17 protein-coding genes and 2 tRNA genes are annotated in these 18,271 nt (G+C 69.1%); 12 read left to right on the top strand and 7 right to left on the bottom strand.

All coding sequences use genetic code 11. From position 1 onward, the window contains the following. Window positions 1-45 precede the first annotated feature (45 nt). The 3 genes from ACGFIM_RS34475 to ACGFIM_RS34465 all read left to right on the top strand — a co-directional run bounded on the left by ACGFIM_RS34475 (window position 46) and on the right by ACGFIM_RS34465 (window position 944). A complete protein-coding gene (locus ACGFIM_RS34475) occupies window positions 46-312 on the top strand; it encodes a hypothetical protein (RefSeq protein ID WP_393209331.1) in 267 nt (88 codons plus the stop codon). 130 nt (window positions 313-442) lie between these two features. After that, a complete protein-coding gene (locus ACGFIM_RS34470; protein WP_393209328.1) occupies window positions 443-712 on the top strand; it encodes a WhiB family transcriptional regulator in 270 nt (89 codons plus the stop codon). A 67-nt stretch (window positions 713-779) separates the two neighbouring features. Further along, the gene (locus ACGFIM_RS34465) at window positions 780-944 is read left to right on the top strand and encodes a hypothetical protein (RefSeq protein WP_393209325.1); all 165 of its coding nucleotides are present in this window, start codon (window positions 780-782) and stop codon (window positions 942-944) included. 974 nt (window positions 945-1,918) lie between these two features. On the opposite strand, the gene ACGFIM_RS34460 is transcribed toward ACGFIM_RS34465, so the two are convergent. Then, the gene (locus tag ACGFIM_RS34460) at window positions 1,919-3,265 is read right to left on the bottom strand and encodes an ABC1 kinase family protein (RefSeq protein WP_393209322.1); all 1,347 of its coding nucleotides are present in this window, start codon (window positions 3,263-3,265) and stop codon (window positions 1,919-1,921) included. A gap of 62 nt (window positions 3,266-3,327) precedes the next feature. Continuing rightward, window positions 3,328-5,166, bottom strand: coding sequence for a ThiF family adenylyltransferase (locus ACGFIM_RS34455; protein WP_393209319.1), 1,839 nt, complete (start codon window positions 5,164-5,166; stop codon window positions 3,328-3,330). Between the two features lie 241 nt (window positions 5,167-5,407). On the opposite strand from ACGFIM_RS34455, the gene ACGFIM_RS34450 reads away from it, so the two are divergent. The 3 genes from ACGFIM_RS34450 to ACGFIM_RS34440 all read left to right on the top strand — a co-directional run bounded on the left by ACGFIM_RS34450 (window position 5,408) and on the right by ACGFIM_RS34440 (window position 7,354). Further along, the gene (locus tag ACGFIM_RS34450) at window positions 5,408-6,190 is read left to right on the top strand and encodes an enoyl-CoA hydratase/isomerase family protein (protein WP_393209316.1); all 783 of its coding nucleotides are present in this window, start codon (window positions 5,408-5,410) and stop codon (window positions 6,188-6,190) included. Window positions 6,191-6,257: 67 nt separating this feature from the next. Beyond that, on the top strand, window positions 6,258-6,773 hold the full coding sequence (locus ACGFIM_RS34445; RefSeq protein ID WP_364069107.1) for a M48 family metallopeptidase: 516 nt from the start codon (window positions 6,258-6,260) through the stop codon (window positions 6,771-6,773). Further along, the gene (locus tag ACGFIM_RS34440; protein WP_393209313.1) at window positions 6,770-7,354 is read left to right on the top strand and encodes a hypothetical protein; all 585 of its coding nucleotides are present in this window, start codon (window positions 6,770-6,772) and stop codon (window positions 7,352-7,354) included. The genes ACGFIM_RS34445 and ACGFIM_RS34440 overlap by 4 nt, the downstream gene beginning before the upstream one ends. Window positions 7,355-7,438: 84 nt before the next feature. Here ACGFIM_RS34440 and ACGFIM_RS34435 read toward each other — a convergent pair whose 3' ends face one another. The 3 genes from ACGFIM_RS34435 to ACGFIM_RS34425 all read right to left on the bottom strand — a co-directional run bounded on the left by ACGFIM_RS34435 (window position 7,439) and on the right by ACGFIM_RS34425 (window position 10,259). Beyond that, a complete protein-coding gene (locus ACGFIM_RS34435; protein WP_393209310.1) occupies window positions 7,439-8,398 on the bottom strand; it encodes an endonuclease/exonuclease/phosphatase family protein in 960 nt (319 codons plus the stop codon). A 62-nt stretch (window positions 8,399-8,460) separates the two neighbouring features. Then, on the bottom strand, window positions 8,461-9,021 hold the full coding sequence (locus ACGFIM_RS34430; protein ID WP_393209307.1) for an NUDIX hydrolase: 561 nt from the start codon (window positions 9,019-9,021) through the stop codon (window positions 8,461-8,463). Next, window positions 9,018-10,259: a zinc-dependent metalloprotease gene (locus ACGFIM_RS34425; protein WP_393210106.1), complete on the bottom strand. Its 1,242-nt coding sequence runs from the start codon at window positions 10,257-10,259 to the stop codon at window positions 9,018-9,020. The genes ACGFIM_RS34430 and ACGFIM_RS34425 overlap by 4 nt, the downstream gene beginning before the upstream one ends. A gap of 130 nt (window positions 10,260-10,389) precedes the next feature. Between ACGFIM_RS34425 and ACGFIM_RS34420 the strand changes: the two genes are divergently transcribed. The 6 genes from ACGFIM_RS34420 to ACGFIM_RS34395 all read left to right on the top strand — a co-directional run bounded on the left by ACGFIM_RS34420 (window position 10,390) and on the right by ACGFIM_RS34395 (window position 16,373). Then, a complete protein-coding gene (locus ACGFIM_RS34420; protein ID WP_393210103.1) occupies window positions 10,390-11,463 on the top strand; it encodes an NAD-dependent epimerase/dehydratase family protein in 1,074 nt (357 codons plus the stop codon). 16 nt (window positions 11,464-11,479) lie between these two features. Continuing rightward, window positions 11,480-11,905, top strand: coding sequence for a molybdenum cofactor biosynthesis protein MoaE (locus ACGFIM_RS34415; RefSeq protein WP_393209304.1), 426 nt, complete (start codon window positions 11,480-11,482; stop codon window positions 11,903-11,905). 10 nt (window positions 11,906-11,915) lie between these two features. Further along, complete coding sequence (locus ACGFIM_RS34410; RefSeq protein WP_393209301.1) at window positions 11,916-12,962, top strand: PDZ domain-containing protein; 1,047 nt, start codon at window positions 11,916-11,918, stop codon at window positions 12,960-12,962. A gap of 142 nt (window positions 12,963-13,104) precedes the next feature. Beyond that, window positions 13,105-16,038, top strand: a complete 2,934-nt coding sequence (locus ACGFIM_RS34405; protein WP_393209298.1) for a UPF0182 family protein — start codon at window positions 13,105-13,107, stop codon at window positions 16,036-16,038. Between the two features lie 54 nt (window positions 16,039-16,092). Beyond that, window positions 16,093-16,169, top strand: a tRNA-Met gene (locus ACGFIM_RS34400). 127 nt (window positions 16,170-16,296) lie between these two features. Continuing rightward, window positions 16,297-16,373: transfer RNA gene (locus ACGFIM_RS34395), tRNA-Met, on the top strand. Window positions 16,374-16,502: 129 nt separating this feature from the next. Here the strand turns inward: ACGFIM_RS34395 and ACGFIM_RS34390 are convergent. After that, window positions 16,503-16,694 carry a hypothetical protein gene (locus tag ACGFIM_RS34390; protein WP_393209295.1) on the bottom strand — a complete coding sequence of 64 codons (192 nt, stop codon included), beginning with the start codon at window positions 16,692-16,694 and terminating at the stop codon, window positions 16,503-16,505. A gap of 108 nt (window positions 16,695-16,802) precedes the next feature. Continuing rightward, a complete protein-coding gene (locus ACGFIM_RS34385; RefSeq protein WP_393209292.1) occupies window positions 16,803-17,987 on the bottom strand; it encodes a hypothetical protein in 1,185 nt (394 codons plus the stop codon). Window positions 17,988-18,271 lie beyond the last annotated feature (284 nt).

Below are 18,271 nucleotides of genomic sequence, written 5' to 3'. Positions count from 1 at the left end.
CGGACAGCCTTGTTCCGACGATCTCATGAGTGGAGGTGAACCCCAGTGATCAGCATCGAGATGTCTGCCACGCCGTGGTTCGCCTCTGCGTGCCGTGCCTCGGTGGTGTCGCTGGCCGATGCTGCCAAGCTGCGGCAGGAGAAGTCTGCCCGTCGTCAGGCCGCCGCCGCCTTCTTTGCACGAGCTCACTCCGGTGTGGCCGCTGAAGGCGCTCCTGTCTACGCGGGACGTATCGAACTGCCGGCCTACCAGCTCACCAAGGGTGGACTGTGCGGTCCGCAACCCTGGCGGGATGCTCCGGTCATAACCTGACCGGCTTACAGCAGCCCCCAGGCCGCGGATCCACAGACTTGGATCCGCGGCCTTCTTGTTTGTCCGTGATCTCCGACCACCTACGAGGTGTCCGACCAAGATCAAAAAGATCGAACAAAAGGAGAAGCAGATGGGGGCGAAGACGATCATGGACGTGATCGACGAAGCCAAGATCCCCTGTCGTACCGACCCCGACCTGTGGTTCGCCGAGTCGCCTGAGGACGTCGAGTTCGCGAAGGCCCTCTGCGGCGGCTGCCCGATCCAGAAGGCCTGCCTCGAGCGCGCGCTCGAGCGCGAGGAGCCCTGGGGTGTCTGGGGTGGCGAGCTCATCCTCAGGGGAACGATCGTTCCCCGTAAGCGTCCGCGCGGGCGTCCCCGCAAGCACCCGGTCGCTGCCTGAAACACCGCACCCGCTCGAAAGCAAGGAGTACGTCACGATGAGGAACCAGTCGACGAGGAGTCTCGCAGTGCCCCATCTCATCCATGAACTGGTGAGTGACCGAATACAAACCCTCCACAAGGAGGCGGCGGAGCAGCGCGTCATCCTCCGCGCCCAGCGCCTGCATCGCGCGCGGCGCGACGTTCGACGCGCGAACGAGCGCCTCCGCAAGGTCCTGAGCCGCGAGTTCTGACCGTGGGAGATCCTGCCGCCGGCGCAGGATCTCCCAGCCAGGTCCGCGAGCGAAGGGACCGTCGGGTCCGTGAAGGGGCCGTCGGGTCCGTGAAGGGGCCGTCGGGTCCGTGGAGACGGCCGTCGGGTCCGTGGAGACGGCCGTCGGGTCCGTGAAGGGGCCGTCGGATCCGTGGAGAGGACCGTCGGTTCCGCGCAGGGGAGAGGAGCCGGGCGCGACTTGCGCCCGGCTCCTCTCGTTTTTCTGAGCACCTGTCACGTTTCGAATACCTATCACTGCCCAGAACTCAACGGCCGCGTTCGCGACGGTCACGGCCACGAGCTGCCGGTCAGGACGGCAGCGGCGAACGGGCGCACGAGTCGGTTCACGGCAACCGCCAGCTATGGTAACGCATAGTCCTATCATGGTTGCACTCTGTAATGAGCGGTCAACGTCGCCTACTCAACCTCACGCACGTGCTGACGAGCGACCTTCCCGCGCACGTGCCGATGGGCCGACTCACGCGCATGTGCTGATGGGTCGACTCACGCGCATGTGCTGATGGGTCGACTCGCGTGCAAGCGTCGATGGGGCGACTTACGTGTGCCTGCCGATGGGGCGACTCACGTGCGTGTGCCGATGGATCGTATGCCGAGGTGTCAACTCACGTGCATGTGCCGATGGGTCGACTTACGCGCATGTGCCGAGGGATCGACTCACGCGTACCTGCCGACGAGGACTCACGTGCACGTGCCGACGGGGACTCACGCGTACGCGCCTTCGGGTCGACTCACGCGCGCACATGCCGACGAATTGGCGTCCGGTTCTGGTTGCGACCCACCGGTTGAGACCGGCGGAGCTTGTTGCGCTGGCGGCGGGCGGGCGGCCTTGGCCGGCAGCCCGCTCCGGGTGGCGAAAGCCGGCAGTCTGCTCCGGGTGGCGAAAGCCGGCAGCCTGCTCCCGTTGGTGAGGGTGGTTGGAGCGTGGGTGGGAAGTCAGCCGATGGCCAACGCCTCGTCGTCCGCGTTCGGGTCGGCGTCGTCGGCGAAGCCCGGGACCCAGCGGATCACCTCGTCGCGGAAGCGGGCCGTGGTGCCCAGCTGGCAGAGGACGCCGACCCCGGCCGCGTGGACGCGGTGGATGAGCACGTACGAGGGCGGCAGGTTGAGCTGGCGTACCACGTTGTTGGGCCGCAGGTCGGTCACGGTGGCGGCCTGCGCCTGCAGCCACTCGCGGCTGAACGTGAACTCCTCCACCGCCGTCGGCTCCACGTACGGCGCGAGGAAGGCGCGCAGCGCGTCGGGATCGACCTCGACGCCCTCGCGGATGAAGCCCTCCTGGCGCAGCCCGGCCATCACGGTCTCCATGTCGCCCTGGATGAAGATCCGGGTGAGCTGGCCGAACGCCTTGGGGTAGCCGTCGGGCAGCCGGTTGACCGCGCCGAAGTCGAGCACGCCGAGCCGGCCGTCGGGGAGCATGCGGAAGTTGCCCGGGTGGGGGTCGGCGTGCAGCATCCCGACGCGCGCGGGCGAGCAGAACAGGAAGCGGACGAACAGCAGCCCGGCCCGGTTGCGCTCCTCCTGCGTGCCTTCGGCGATGATGCGCGACAGTGGCGTGCCGTCCATCCACTCGGTGACCAGCACCATCTCGTTGGCGGCGACGACGTCGGGCACGTAGAAGTCGGGGTCGCCGTTGAACTCCAGCGCGAACGCGTGCTGCGCCTCTGCCTCGCGCAGGTAGTCGAGCTCCTCGGCGATCCGCTCGCGCAGCTCGTTGAGCACGGACTTCATGTCGAGCCCCGGCAGCAGCGCGCCGAACAGCTTGCCCAGCCGCGCGAGCTGCGCGAAGTCACCGAGCAGCGCCTTGCCCGCCCCCGGGTACTGGATCTTGACGGCTACGACCCGGCCGTCGTGCCACACGGCCTTGTGGACCTGGCCGATCGAGGCGGCGGCGGTCGGCTGGTCGTCGAACGACTGGAAGTGCCGGCGCCAATCGTCACCCAACTGCTCGGCCAGCACCTTGTGCACGGTCGCCACCGGGAGCGGCGGCGCGGCCTCCTGGAGCTTGGTCAGCGTGGCGCGGTAGGGCCCGGCGATCTCCTGCGGAAGCGCGGCCTCGAAAATCGACAGGGCCTGGCCCAGTTTCATGGCCCCGCCCTTGAGCTCGCCGAGCACCTTGAAGATCTGCTCCGCGGTACGCTGCTGCACCTCCTGTGCCACGATTTCCGCTGATTTGCCGCCGATGCGCTTGCCCAGGCCGAGGGCGGCGCGGCCGGCGAAACCGAGCGGAAGAGTGGCCAGTTTGGCCGAGCGCGTGACGGCACGGCGCGGGAGATCGTTCACACTGGTGCGCGGAACCTCGGCGAGATACCGCTTCCCCCCTTCGTGATCATCCTTTGAGCACGTCAGTCACGGTTGGGTGCCATGACCATTCTTAGCGAATACTGTTTGTTTCGCATACAGCGACATTGCGGATGTATCGCCCACGATCTTCTTATCCACTGCCAATCAGGCGTTACCTCGAGTGTGCCGTTGGTCACAGCCGGAGTCCTTCCGTCGAGGAACGCCAGCGCGTGCCCCACCGCCCCCGCCGCGACGACACCCGCCATCGCCACGTCGCAGGCGATCTCACCGGGCGGATAGCCGCCCAGCTGCGCCGTGACCATCCCCCAGTCCGGATCACGGTCGCGCCGGGCCAGGTCGAGGCAGTGAACGCACGCCGTGAGCCCTGGCAGGACCAGTGGGCCCACCGCGCCGTGTCCCTCGAAGGCGGATACGAGAAGGTGGGGGATGTCGTAGTCGATCAGTTCGTTGACCAGCACCCCGTCGAGGGGTGTGACCGGCGCCAGAATGACGAGGTCAGGCCGTTCGGTCCTGTCCCCAAGATACGGCCCTCCGGCGAGCACATTGACCGTCGGCCGGCACGCATCCTCGCCCAGCTCTCGCTCGTACGCGCTGACACGGGGCACTCCGACGGCCTCCACGGCGCGGGTCTCTTGCCTGCCTCCGGCCCCTCCCACGGTGCGGGTCTTTTGCGTGGCTCCGGCCCCTCCCACGGCGCGGGCTTTTTGCGTGGCTCCGGCCCCTCCCACGGCGCGGGCTTTTTGCGTGGCTCCGGCTTCTCCTGCGGTGCGGGTCTCTTGCGTGGCTCCGGCTGTTCCGGCAGCCTCCACCGTTCCGGCCGTTCCAGCCGGGCCCGTGGTTCTCCGCGTTCCAGCCGGGTCCGTGGCTCTCCGTGCGGCTCTTTCCGATGCTCTCCGCTCGCCACCCGCTTTCCCGGTCCCCGTCCTGTTCGGGTCTTTCGCTCTCTCGCTGTCCGGCTTCTGCGCCGTCCCGCTGTTCGCAGTTTGTGGCGTTCCTCCGCCTGGTCCCTGAGCCCTCCGTCCGGTCGGTTCCTGTGCGTTCCTCGTGGTTGCTCGCTGCGGGCTCCTTTCGCGCGCTTCGTGCGGGGCCGCGCCGCCGCCCGGCCTCTGCGCCGTTCCTCCGGCCGGTCGTGGTGCGGGCCTGCCGGCCATGGCCTGGGCCGCCTTGTGGGCGATGGACGGGGTGATGCCGCCCCACTTCACCACCGAGTCCTGCGGGAAGCGCGCCGGCACGGTCGGTACGGCGGGGGAGGGGGCGGGCCGGACCAGGTCGCGGGCCTGGAACCGCGACGGCGGAGGCGGATCACCCGCGGTGAGGCGGCGGGCCACGGCCACGGCGCCCGCCTCGCGGGGCAGGCCGACCTCATCCCAGGTCAGCCCGCCGGGTGTGAGGTCGCATGGCCGGGCGGGATCGGGGTCGAGGACGCGGATGGTGCCCACCCCGGCGGCCGCGAGCAGGGCGACGATCTGCGCGCCGACCCGGCCCGCGCCGTAGACCCGCACCCGTGCCTTGCGGCGGCGCTCGAACGTCGTGATCATCCCGTCGGGCGCGTTGGAGGCGAGGTCGAGGGCGTCGAGGTCGGGCCTGAGCCGGTCGCGCTGGGCCAACGGCAGCTCGCTGAGGCACCCGGGAGCGGCGGAGGCGTCATGGAGCACGCCCTGGCCGGTGAGGTGATCGAGCAGGCACCGGGCACGCGGCTCGTCGAGCCCCGCGCGTGCGGCATCTCGCAGCACGGCCTGGAGGTCTCGCGTGCCGTCGAGACTCGCGATCCACTTGCGCACGCGCTCGCTCAGGCCGCTCAGCATGACCGCTCTGAGCGGATGCGTACCGAACTGGACGGTGGTCTCGTTGCGCGAGAGGTGCCGCAGGGCGGGCTTCACACGTGGCCTCATGCCGGGAAAGTTTCCACGTCAGAGCAAGATCAGGAGGCACTTCGCCACGGACTGTGGATAACTCGCTACAGGCGCAGTGGCCTGTGGATAATCCGCCGCCGCACGGCCGCGAGGCTCCGGGCGCGCACGCGTCCCCCGTTTCGGGCGCGTATCCCGTGTCCCGGGACGCGCACATTCCTGTCCCGCGCGCACCCCGGCCGACAAGACGCTCGCGCGTTACGCTCCCCGCATGAACGAGCTCTTGGTTGATCGCAAAGATGACGGAGTCGTGCTCATCACCCTCAACCGCCCCGACATGCGCAACGCCATGACCGACACCATGACGGCCGAGTGGCGCGAGGCGATGGCCGGGCTGCGGGACGACAGGCAGGCGCGCTGCGTCATCGTCACCGGCGCCGGTACGGCGTTCTCCTCGGGCGGCGACCTGTCGTGGATCAGTGAGCGCGGTACGGAGGCCGTCCCGCGGCTCCGCGACCGCATGCTCGCCTTTTACCGCACCTGGCTGGCGATCACCGAGCTCGAGATCCCCACCATCGCGGCGGTCAACGGCCCGGCGGTGGGTGCGGGTCTGTGCGTGGCGCTGGCCTGCGACCTCGTGTACGCCGCCGACGACGCCAAGCTGCTGGCCCCGTTCACGTCACTGGGCCTGCATCCGGGGATGGCGGCGACGTACCTGCTGCCGCAGCGCGCGGGCGCACGTCTGGCGCGGGAGATGCTGCTGACCGGTCGCAGCGTGTCTGGGCAGGAAGCTGCCGACAAAGGTCTCGTAAATCAATCTTTCCCGAAAAATCATCTAATGTCGGAAGTGGAGTCCATCGCCCGGAAGATCGCCCAGAACGCCCCCATTGCCACGCGGCTCACCAAAGTAGCCCTCAACCAAGACCATCAAGACCTGGAAGCCGCGCTGATGTGGGAATCCCTGGCCCAGCCCGTGACCATGGCCTCCGCCGACATGATCGAAGGGCTGGCCGCCCGTCGGGAAAGGCGCGTGCCCAAATTCACCGGGTCTTAATCATCTGACCAGCAGAAACATGCTCCACCCTCTGTGGAATTCCGTCAGTCTCGGCTAACGTGCATATGTGCCCCCCGAGACAGTCGAGGTTCGTCGCAGTTCTCGTCGCCGGCGTACGGTTTCCGCCTACCGCGACGGCGACAAGACGATCGTGCTCCTGCCCGCCTGGCTGAGCGGTGAAGACGCGGATGAATGGGTGAGCCGCATGCTGGATCGGCTGGCCGCGAAAGAACGCCGTCGCAGACCGACCGACGAGGCCCTCCTGGAGAGGGCCAAAGAGCTGTCGGCCAAATATCTGGACGGCGAACCCGACCCGGTGAGCGTGCGCTGGGTGGACAACCAGCGGCATCGATGGGGCTCGTGCACTCCCGAGACGGGTGCGATCAGGATCTCCACCAGGCTCAAGGGCCTGCCCGAGTGGGTCATCAACTACGTGATCATCCACGAGCTGGTGCACCTGCTGGTGCCCAGCCACGGGCCGAAGTTCTGGGCGCTGGTAGAACAGTATCCGAAGGCGGAGCGGGCCCGCGGGTTTCTTGAAGGGTTCTCCGCCGCGGCCCACACCGCACCGGAGGAGTGTTGACGCGGATCGTCGCGGTCCTGGTTCATCCGCACATGGCCCAGGCGGCGCCGCCCGGCGTCGACCCCGGCAGGTTCCTCGAAGCGGTGGCCGAGGACACGTACGAGATGGCCGCCGCGCTCGACCTCGTCACCCCCGTGCTCGCCACCAGCGTCCCCGGCCTTGAGGACATCGTCTGGCCGGGCACCGAGGTCATCACGATCGCCGAGAACGAGCCGCTGAAGACCACGCTCGCCCGCCTGGACGCCGATCAGGCGGCGGTGATCTGCGCCGACGCGCCCGACCTGCCGCCCCTGCTGGTGGGCAAGCTGTTCAGGGAGCTGGGCCGCGCCGAGGTCACGGTCTGCCCGGCGGAGAACGGCGGAGCCGTCGCCCTGGCCTGCGGCCTGCCCGCGCCGGAGTGGGCAGAGCCCGACCTCGACGCGTACGACATCGTGAAAGAGCTGCGCGCGCAGGCGCCGGGCCCTCGCAGGGTGGCCACCACGCCCGGCTGGCACCGCCTGCGCACCCCCGCCGACCTCACCCGCCTCGACCCCGGCCTGGAAGGCTGGGAGAGCACGAGGGCGCTGATCGGGGCCCGTTGAGCCGGGAGAGCGCCGATGCGCTGCTCAACGGCGCTCCAACAGCGCGGAGGCCCGCTCTCACGTGCATGGGGGCCGGGCCGGGGGTCACGGCACGATCAGCCGGGCCAGTACGGCGCGATGGTCGGTGAACGGCACGTCCCGCACGCTCACCTCCTGCACCCCCACCCGCCGGTCCACCAGCACGTGATCGATGGTGATGAGCGGCGGCACCTTCTTGTTGGCCGGCCAGGTGGGGATCAGCCCGGCCCCGACCTCGTCGGCGGCGTCCTTGTAGCCCCGCGAGAGCACCCTGCGCATAGAGGAGTGGTCGAGCGAGGCGTTGAAGTCGCCCGCGATGATCCGGATCCGGTCGGGGGAGGCGGGCGGGAAGGACTCGAGCGCCCGCTCCCAGTCGGTGACCTGCGGCCCGAGCGGCGGGTACGGATGGGCGTCGATGAACTCGACCGGCTCGCCCCCGGGCAGCGCGATCGTCGCCGCCGGCATGTGGTGGCCGGCGGGAGGGCTCCACCCGGCGAGCGGCTCCATGCGGTGCCTGGAGAACAGCCCGCTGCCGCTCGCGTTCCACTCGGCCTCCAGCACCCGGTACGGCATCAGCTCCGTCAAGCCCGCCGCGTCGAGGTCTTCGACCGCTCCAGGGGTCAGCTCCTGGGTGCTCAGCACGTCGGGCTGGAACTCGCGGACGAGCCGCACGATCGTCGCCGCGTCGGCCTTGCCGAAGAGCATGTTGACCGTCATGACCCGCATCGGCCTGCCCTTGGCCGCCGCGTCGGCGGTGCCGAGCGCCCTGGGCAGCACGCTGAAGCCGAGCGCCGCGCTTGCGAGCAGGGCGACGACGGTGGCGGCACGCCTGCGTCCGAGCGCGGCGATCATGAGGGGCAGCAGGGAGCCCGCCGCCGCGTACGGGGTCGCGGTCATGAGCTGCGTCGGCAGCGACCCGCGCTCGAGGCCGGCCACCCTGGCCACCGCCCACGCGGCGAACGGGGTCACGGCCATCCAGGTCAGCGCCGTCCGTGGCAGCCTGCGGCGTTTGCGAACCGGAGTCACGATCGTGCCACCGACAGCCGAACCCTCCACACGAGCCCCCCTTTGGAACGACGCAAAGGACTCTAGCCAAGCGTGCGTGAGCCCGAGTTAAGCGCCTCCCGCCCGCGCGCGGCCAGCCGTCTCGTGGCCTCGTCCGACGGCTCGGGGATGTCGTCGACGGGGAACCACCGCAGGTCGAGCGACTCGTCGCTGATGACGGCCGTGGCATCGGGAGGCGCCACAGCCGCGTATTCGACGTCGAGATGCCAGCTGTGCGGGGGATGGCACCACACCTGGTGCTTGTTCACGGCGAGCGGTCCCGGCAGCAGGTGAAGCCCGGTGATGCCGGACTCCTCCCACGCCTCCCGCAGCGCCACCTCGGCGAGCGAGGCGTCGGACGTCTCGCAGTGGCCGCCCACGGGCAGCCACATCTTGGCCTTGCGGTGCAGCGTGAGCAGCACCTGGGACCCGTCGTGCGACAGCACCGCCGTCGTCGCCGTCAGATGCCCGGGCACGCACTGGCGCAGCATCGCGTCGTCGTGGGTCCGCAGGTGGTCGAGGAACTCCAGGCGCAGCGCCTCTTCCTCGGGCGTCGGGGCGGTCCAGGAGGACAGCACCGTCACCGCGTCGGCGTGGAGGGTCAACTCGTGCCTTCCCCGCCCTTGTCGCCGCCCTCGCCGTCGTTTTCGCCGCCGTCCTCGGGCTTGGTCTCGAGCTGCGAGATGTCCCAGGTGGTCTCACCGCGTACGAACGCGTCGGGGTTGTCGAGGTCGTCGGCCGTCGGCATCAGGTCGGGGTGGTTCCACACCGCGTCCCGCCCGTCGAGACCGCGCGCGTCCTCCAGCGCCTTCCACAGCGCCGCCGCCTCGCGCAGCCGGCGCGGCCGCAGCTCCAGCCCCACCAGCGTGCCGAACGTCAGCTCGGCCGGCCCGCCGGTGGCCCGGCGCCTGCGCAGGGTCTCGGCCAGCGCCACCGCCGAGGGCAGCTTGCCCTGCGCGGCGTTGTCGACCACGGTGGCCACCCACCCTTCGACCAGCGCGAGCATCGTCTCCAGGCGGGACAGCGCGGCCTTTTGCCGCTCGGTCTCCTCGGGCTTGAGCAGGTTGCCCGCGCTCAGCGCCTCCTGGATGGCCTGCGGGTTGTTGATGTCGAGCCCGCGGATCTGCTCTTCCAGCCTGGAGGTGTCGACCGTGATGCCCCTGGCGTACTCCTCGACCGCGCCGAGCAGGTGGGAGCGCAGCCACGGCACGTGCTGGAACAGCCGGTGGTGCGCGGCCTCGCGCAACGCCAGATAGAGGCGGATCTCGTCGGCGGGGATCTCCAGGCCCTCACTGAAGGACGCGATGCCGCCGGGCAGCAGCGCGGCCGTGTCGGACAAGGGCAGCCCGATGTCGGTGGTGCCGATGACCTCGCGCGCCAGCGAACCGATCGCCTGCCCGATCTGCTGGCCGACCATCATGCCGCCCATCTGCTTCAGCATCCCCAGCAGCGGCCCCGCCATCTGCTGGGCCTCGGGTGGCAGGCCGGAGCCGCCGATGGCGCCGCCCATGGTCTCGACCATGCGCTCGGCGATCGGCTCGCACAGCTTGCGCCAGATCGGGATCGTGTTCTCGATCCACTCGGACCGGCTCCAGGCCTGCGGCGTCGACACGCCGCTCGGCAGCGTCGTCGCCTCGTTGAGCCACAGGTCGGCCAGGCTGAGCGCCTCGATGATCTGGCGGCGCTCGCCTTCCATGACACTCGGGTCGCCACCGGCCACCACGGAGTGCCTGGCGATGTTCTTGGCCATGTCCCAGTTGACAGGGCCTGAACCCTGCGGCGCCGACAGCATGTCGGCGAACTGGCGCATCGCCTGAGCCATCTGCTCAGGGTTGCCGAACATGGCGAACGGGTTCTCGTTGGGGTCGTTTTCGCGACCTGGCAGGTCAGTCACCGCTCTACCTCGTGCAGGATGGAGGAGTCCACATCCGCCACGTTAGTCGTCCTACGGCGGATCAGTGCAAAGTGAGGACCTGGTGCCAACCTCGAAACGCTCGCGCCAACCCGTCGTCGCCGTCACCGGCGCGGCCTCCGGCCTGGGCCGCGAGTTGCTCGCGAGGCTCGTATCCGCCGCGGATTTCCGCAGAGTGGTGGCCATCGACGAGCAGCGCGGCGACGTCCAGGAAGCCACGTGGAGAGTGATCGACGTACGAGATCCGCTCTTGGCGAACCGGATCTCCGACATCGACGTCCTGGTCCATCTCGCCGGCGACTACGCCGTCGACTCCGACCCGGGGGAGCGGCGTGCGTACAACCTGCGCGCCGCGCAGACCGTGCTCACCGCCTGCGCCGCCGCCCGCGTGCGCAAGGTCGTGCTCGTCACGAGTGCGATGGTGTACGGCGCCGCGCCCGACAACGAGGTGCCGCTGCCCGAGGACGCCCCTGTGGCGGCCGAGCCCGACACCGGCGTGGTCGGCGACTTCCTGGAGATCGAGTCCCTGGTACGCAGGTCCCTGCGCAGCCACCCCGGCCTGGAGGTCACCGTGCTGCGCCCGGCGGCCGTCGTGGGCCCCGGCGTCGACACCGTGATCACCCGCCACTTCGAGTCGCCCAGGCTGCTGACGGTCAAGGGGTGCAGCCCGCGCTGGCAGTTCTGCCACATCGACGACCTGGTGTCCGCTCTGGAGCTGGCCGCGCGCGGCCTGGTCAGCGGCGTGGTCGCGGTCGGCAGCGACGGCTGGCTCGAACACGAGCAGATCGAGGAGCTGTCAGGCATCCGCAGCCTCGAGCTGCCCGCGGGCGTGACGTTCGGCACCGCTCAGCGCCTGCACCGCCTCGGCGTCACCCCGGCGCCCGCCACCGATCTCCATTACGTCGTCTATCCGTGGGTGGTCGACTGCGCGACGCTGCGCGAGGCCGGCTGGAAGCCGCAGTGGACCAACGAGGCGGCGTTCCGGCAGCTCCTGGAGCTGCGGGAGAACCGTACGACCGTGGTCGGGCGCCGCCTGCCGGTCAAGGAGGCCACGCTCACCGCCGCGGGCGCCACCGTCGCCGTGATCGGTACCGCCGCGATCGTCCGTCAGGTACGTAAGAAGCGTCGCTCGTAACGGTTAGGCTCTTTCCGTGGACGTCATCCGCTTGCTCGGCATACGCGAGACCCCGCTCTCCGTCGACGAGGTGCTGGCCGCCGTGCGCGACCACGCCGCGGGCGGCACCGCCTTGTTCCTGGGCACCGTACGTGAGCAGGACCACGGCAAGCAGGTGAGCGCTCTGTCCTACTCCTCCCACCCCACCGCCGAGGCCGAGCTGCGGCAGGTGGCCGAGAAGGTGGCGGCCGACTTCCCGGTGACCGCCGTCGCCGCCGTCCACCGGGTGGGCGATCTCGCGCTCGGCGACATCGCGGTGATCGTCGCGGTCGCCGCGCCCCATCGGGACGAGGCGTTCAAGGCGGCGCGCCGGTTGATCGACGACCTCAAGGCGCGCGTACCGATCTGGAAACACCAGAGGTTCGCCGACGGCGAGACAGAATGGGTCGGCGCCGGCGAATAAGCTCGAAGACATGTCACGACGCGCCCTGACCCTCCTGCTCGCGGGATTTCTCGTGCTCGCGCTCGGCGTGGTGGGCGCCTTCCAGCCGGTCCCGTACGTCGTGCTGAGCCCCGGCCCGACCGAGAACACGATCGGCCTGGTCGACAACAAGCCGGTCATCTCGATCAAGGGCAGGCAGACCTATCCGACGAGCGGCGCGCTGCAGCTCGTCACGGTGGCCTATCAGGGCGGCCCCGCGGCCAAGATCGACCTGCTGACCGCGCTGCGCGGCTGGATCGATCCCACGGTCGCGGTGGTGCCGCAGGAGACGATCTTCGCGCCCGACCGCACCCCTGAGGAGGTCGAGCAGGAGAACTCCGTCGAGATGACCGACTCCCAAGACGCCGCCACCGCCGCCGCGCTCAACGAGCTGAAGATCCCCTACAGCATGGTCGTGGGCGTCGTCTCCACCGAGAAGGGCCGTCCCGCCGACGGCAAGCTGCTCAAGGGCGACGAGATCAACGCCGTCGACGGCAAGCCGACCAACGATGTCACGGCCGTCGCCGACGCGGTCAAGGCGCACAAACCCGGTGAAAACGTCACCTTCACCGTCACCCGCGGCTCACAGAAGCTCGACGTCACCGTGCCGACCGTCGCGGGCCCCAAGTCGCAGAGCGTCGTCGGCGTGATGATGCAGGCGAAGTACAAGTTCCCCTTCGAGGTGGAGATCAACGTCGGCGACGTGGGCGGGCCCAGCGCCGGGCTGATGTTCTCGCTCGGCATCATCGACAAGCTCACCCCCGGCGAGCTGACCGGCGGCAAGAACATCGCCGGCACCGGCACCATCACCCCCTCGGGCGAGGTCGGCGCGATCGGCGGCATCGCACAGAAGATGGTCGGCGCGAAGAAGTCCGGCGCCACGATCTTCCTGACCCCGCCCGACAACTGCGCCGAGGCGCTCAAAAGCGTTCCTGACGGGCTGCGGCTGGTCAGGGCCGACACGCTGCACAGTGCGGTGGCGGCGCTCGACGCGCTGCGCACCGGCAAGGGCGACGTGCCCGCGTGCGACGCCGGATGAAACCGCCGGATGAAACTTCTGGCGGTCGTCGTGCGTTAGCCGTACGGCTGGCGCTGCGGTGTAGGTTGCCAGACACGGACCGTTTCTTCATTACGACGAGGGGTTGGCCTTGAGCTTCCGGACCCCAGGAGCCGGCAGGGCGATGCGCTTGCCCCGCCGACCGCGACTGCTTCTGCCTGTGGCGATAGCCCTCGTGGCGATCGTCGCGTTGTTCTTCCTGTTCTCGGGCATCTATACCGACTATCTGTGGTTCGACTCGGTCGGCTTCACCACGGTCTTCAGCGGAGTGGTGCTGACCCAGATCGTGCTGTTCCTGGTCGGAGCGGCGCTCATGGTCGCCATCGTGGGCGGCAACATGCTGCTCGCCTTCCGCGCCCGGCCCATGTTCGGGCCGGCGATGTTCGGCGGGGCCAGCGGCGCCGACCGCTACCGCATGGCGCTCGACCCGCACCGCAAGCTGATCTTCATCGTCGGTATGGCGCTGCTGGCGCTGTTCTCCGGATCCTCGTTCTCGAGCCAGTGGGGCACGTGGCTGCAGTTCGTCAACGGGGAGTCGTTCGGCAAGACGGACAAGCTGTTCGGGATCGACATCTCGTTCTTCATGTTCGATTACCCGTTCATCCGGATGGTGCTGAACTTCCTGTTCACCGCCGTGATCATCTCGATCGTGCTGGCGACGATCACGCACTATCTGTACGGCGGGTTCCGCCTGCAGCAGCCCGGCGTCCACGCCTCACGCGCCGCCCGCATCCACCTGTCGGTGCTGCTCGGCGTCTTCGTCCTGCTCAAGGCCGTGGCGTACTGGCTCGACCGGTACGGACTCGTCTTCTCCGACCGGGGCTTCGTCCACGGTGCCTCCTACACCGACGTCAACGCCGTCCTGCCGGCCAAGACCATCCTCGCGATCATCGCGCTGATCTGCGCCCTGCTCTTCTTCGCCGGCGTGATCAGGCCCGGCGGCATGCTGCCCGGCGTCTCCTTCGGCCTGCTCGTGCTCTCGGCCATCCTCATCGGCGGCGTCTACCCGGCGCTGGTCGAGCAGTTCCAGGTCAAGCCCAACCAGCAGGGCAAGGAGTCGCCGTACATCCAGCGCAACATCGAGGCGACGCGCGAGGCGTACAACGTCGACAAGACAGAGGTCGAGACGTACAACGCGCAGGCCGACCCGAGCAAGGTGCAGGCCAGCGGCGACACCTCCGTCTCCGGCGTGCGCCTGCTCGACCCGGCCCTGGTCTCCTCGACGTACGAGCAGACCCAGCGCATCAGGGGCTTCTACAGCTTCGCCGACCCGCTCGACGTCGACCGCTACCCCGACAGCTCGGGCAAGCTGATCGACCACATCGTCGGCGTCCGCGAGCTCGACGGCCCGCCCGAGGGGCAGAACAACTGGATCAACCGCCACCTCGTCTACACCCACGGCTACGGCTTCGTCGCCGCGCCGGGCAACCAGGTCGACAGCAGCGGCCTGCCCGCGTACGACGCCAAGGACATGCCGGTCACCGGCCCGCTGGTCCAGAGCACCCAGCTCAAGGAGTCGCGCATCTACTACGGCGAGGACCCGGCATCGGCCGAATACGTCATCGCCGGCGGCAACCCCAACGCGCCGCAGGAGCTCGACTACCCGGAGACCGGCGGCACCGGGCAGAAGAACACCACCTACACCGGCCGGGGCGGCGTCCCCGTCGGCTCGTTCTTCAACCGGCTCCTGTACGCCGCCAAGTACGGCGAGGCGAACATCCTGCTGTCCGGCGACATCAACGACAACTCCAAGATCCTGTACGTGCGCAACCCGCGTGAGCGGGTCCAGAAGGTCGCGCCGTACCTCACGCTCGACGGCAACGCCTACCCGGCGATCGTCGACGGGCGCGTGCAGTGGATCGTCGACGGCTACACGACGAGCAACGACTACCCGTACTCGCAGAGCGAGAGCCTCGGTGAGATGACGCGCGACACCTCGACCGACCGCCGCGTCATCGCCCAGCAGCCGAGCGACCGCATCAACTACATCCGCAACTCCGTCAAGGCCACGGTCGACGCCTACGACGGCACCGTCCGGCTCTACGCCTGGGACAGCAACGACCCGGTGCTGAAGACCTGGAGCAAGGCGTTCCCCGGCACGATCCGCCCGGCCTCGGAGATGAGCCCGGAGCTGCGCCAGCACGTGCGCTACCCGGAGGACCTGTTCAAGGTGCAGCGCTACACGCTGTCGCGCTACCACATCACCGACCCGGCCGCCTTCTACAGCGGCCAGGACTTCTGGAACGTCCCCAACGACCCGACCCAGGGCGACAAGAACATCAAGCAGCCGCCCTACTACCTGACCACCACGATGCCGGGCGGCCAGCCGACGTTCTCGCTGACCACCACGTTCGTGCCGCGTCAGGGCCCGAACCTGGCGGCGTTCATGGCGGTCGACTCCTCGGCGAGCGGCGACTACGGCCGGATGCGCATCCTGCGGATGCCGTCCAGCACCCCGATCCCCGGCCCGGGACAGGCCCAGAACGCCTTCCAGAGCCGCTTCGCGGGTGAGCTGAACCTGCTGGGCGTCGGCGCCTCGTCGGTCCGTTACGGCAACCTGCTGACGCTCCCGTACGCGGGCGGCCTGGTCTACATCGAGCCGGTGTACATCCAGGTGGCCGCGGGCGGCGGTCAGGAGCCGTACCCGATCCTGCAGCGCGTGCTGGTCTCGTTCGGCAGCAAGATCGGTGTGGCGCGCACGCTGGAGGAGGCGCTTCAGGAGGTCTTCGGCGGTGAGCAGCAGCAACAGCAGCAGGAGCAGCAGCAAGAGCAGGAGCAGACGGAGGAGCAGGCCCGGCCCGACCAGGCCAGCACGGCGCTCAACAACGCGATCTCCAACGCTCAGAAGGCCTACTCCGACGCGCAGAAGGCGCTGCAGGCCAGCCCGCCCGACTGGGACGCCTACGGCGACGCCCAGAAGCGGCTGGAGGAGGCGCTGCAGCAGCTGGAGAAGGCGCAGAAGGAGCAGGCGTCGCAGAGCGGGTCTCCGGAGGCGTCACCGTCGCCCACGCCGACGGACTCACCGTCGGCTTCGCCCAGCCCGTCACCGACCGGCTAGCGATTCGGTTTGCGTACGCCCCGCGTCGCCCGGTAGCCTTCAAGAGCACAGCGACGCGGGGTGGAGCAGTTCGGTAGCTCGCTGGGCTCATAACCCAGAGGTCGCAGGTTCAAATCCTGCCCCCGCTACCAAGGCGAAAGCCCGGGATCCAGAGATGGAGACCCGGGCTTTCCGCATGATCGGGCTTCTGCAGGGGGTCGGCGGCCTTCATGGTCAAAGCACTCCTGCGGAGGCTGTAGAGTAGTGACAGCACACCGACGCGGGGTGGAGCAGTTCGGTAGCTCGCTGGGCTCATAACCCAGAGGTCGCAGGTTCAAATCCTGTCCCCGCTACCAAGCAGAGTCCCCGCCTCCGGTTCATCCGGAGGCGGGGACTTTTTCGTTGTCCGGGTGCGGGCGCCTCGCGCCCGGCTGATCTCGTCCTCGTCCGGCGGCACCCCTGCTCGGACGGCCCGGCTGAGTCCGTCAGATGGCCCGGCTGATCAGCTGGAACGCCTTCCGTACGGCCCAGCCGAAGAGGAGCACTCCGAAGACGACCTGGACGACGCGCATCCATAGGGGCGACCCCAGGTCCGCGTAGATCACCACGCCGACCCACATCAGGCCGAACAGCCCGACCAGGACGACAGCCGCCCAGTTCAGCCCACGTTGCCACATATGCGCAGTCTTACAGGCGGTGGGCCAAGGGCGGGTATGCCCGAAGTCGCCATCATGTCATCGCTTGTGTGGTGGTACTGGGGATCTGTCAGTGATCGCCGGAGTAGTTCACCGGCGGAGGTGGCGTGCGGTGCCGACGCAGCTCCGCATCCGCGGACCGCGGTGGCGCGGCAGGGCACGGTTGTTCGCCGGGCCCTCGGCCGGGGAGGTCGGGCCGTGCGGTGGCTCCAGGTCCTGGGCGGGGTGGACGGCGTGAGGGCCCGGTGAGTCCTGCCCGGTGAAGACCGGGCCGGCGAGGCTCGGGTCGGTGAGGCTTGGGTCGATGAAGGTCGCGTTGGCGGGGCTCGGGTCGGCGGAGATCGGGCCGGTGGGGCTTGGGCCGGTGAAGGTCGGGCCGGGGAGGCTCAGATCGGGGAAGGCCGGTCCGGCGGAGGTCTGTCCGATGGGGCCCGGGTCGGTGAAGGTCGGGTCGGCGGGGCTTGGGCCGTCCGTCCAAGGCGAGCCGCTGTCGAGCAGCTCGTACTCGTAGGCGATCGCCAGCCCATCCCGAGGCTCCGTCTCTCCGGGCTTGCCGGCTGCAGGCTGACCAGGCCGGAGCTGCCCCGCGTCAGCCGGATCCCGGTGAGCACGACCTCCGATGCCCGGGCCTTCGTGAGGCCGCCCTCCCCAGAGGCGGCCGTTGCGGGGGCGGCCTTCGTGTGGCAGGTCTTCGTGAAGCCGGCTCTCGTCGGGACGGCCTTCGTGGGATGGGCTCTCGTACAAACGGCTTTCATGGGGACGGCCTTCGCTGGGGCGGCCCTCGTAGGCACGGCCTTCCTGAGGCCGGTTTTCGTCAGGACGGACTCCGGTAGGCCGGGCCTCCAGGTAGGCGCGGAAGGCGGCAGCCGCGTGCGCGTCGGCGAGGATGCGCTGCACGGCCTCATCGTCCTCGGGCAGCTGGCCCCGCTCGGCCAGCTCGTGCCGGATGAAGGCCAGGGGGTCGGGCTCGCCGGCGATGGCAGCCGCCACCGTCGCCCGCGCCGCCGTCAGCAGCCGCAGGTAGTCGTTGCGCAGGGCGGCCTCACGCAACCGGGCGTGCTCCAGGTCGTCGATCAGAACATTGGCGATCCCCAGCAGATCCCCTAGGTGGGTCGTCTTGTCGGCGAGAAACGCGCGGATGTCGTCGAACTCCGACCGGGTCATAGCGGTCACCCCTCCGTGAGCGGAGTCTGCTCGTGACCTACTTCGTACCTGGGTGCGATTGCGGATGGCTTGCCGTCGGCTTGCCTCTGCGCGCCGGATGGGGAGTGACATGCCGAGGTTTGAGCGTCTGGAGGGGAGGGAAGTACCTGCTGATTACCTGAGTGGGCTCGAGTAGGTCGTGCAGACTGCTAGAGTTACTTCCCGCAGGGCCGCCGAGGGGCTCCCAGAGCCCCGGAGAAGCCCGGCAAATCCCACTATCTTCACGGTCGTCCGGCCGACGATTACGCATCGGTTCGGATCGGCTGGTAAGTTAGAGGGGTTGTCTCCGAAAGGGGATGCGGCTTAATTCTTGGCAAGTCGTTCGGGTCGGGTCAATTTGACAGGGCTCGGGGCGG

The organism is Nonomuraea sp. NPDC049309 (assembly GCF_043196965.1).
GTDB classification, from domain to species: Bacteria; Actinomycetota; Actinomycetes; order Streptosporangiales; family Streptosporangiaceae; genus Nonomuraea; species Nonomuraea fastidiosa.
This window is presented reverse-complemented; position numbering and strand designations above follow the sequence as displayed.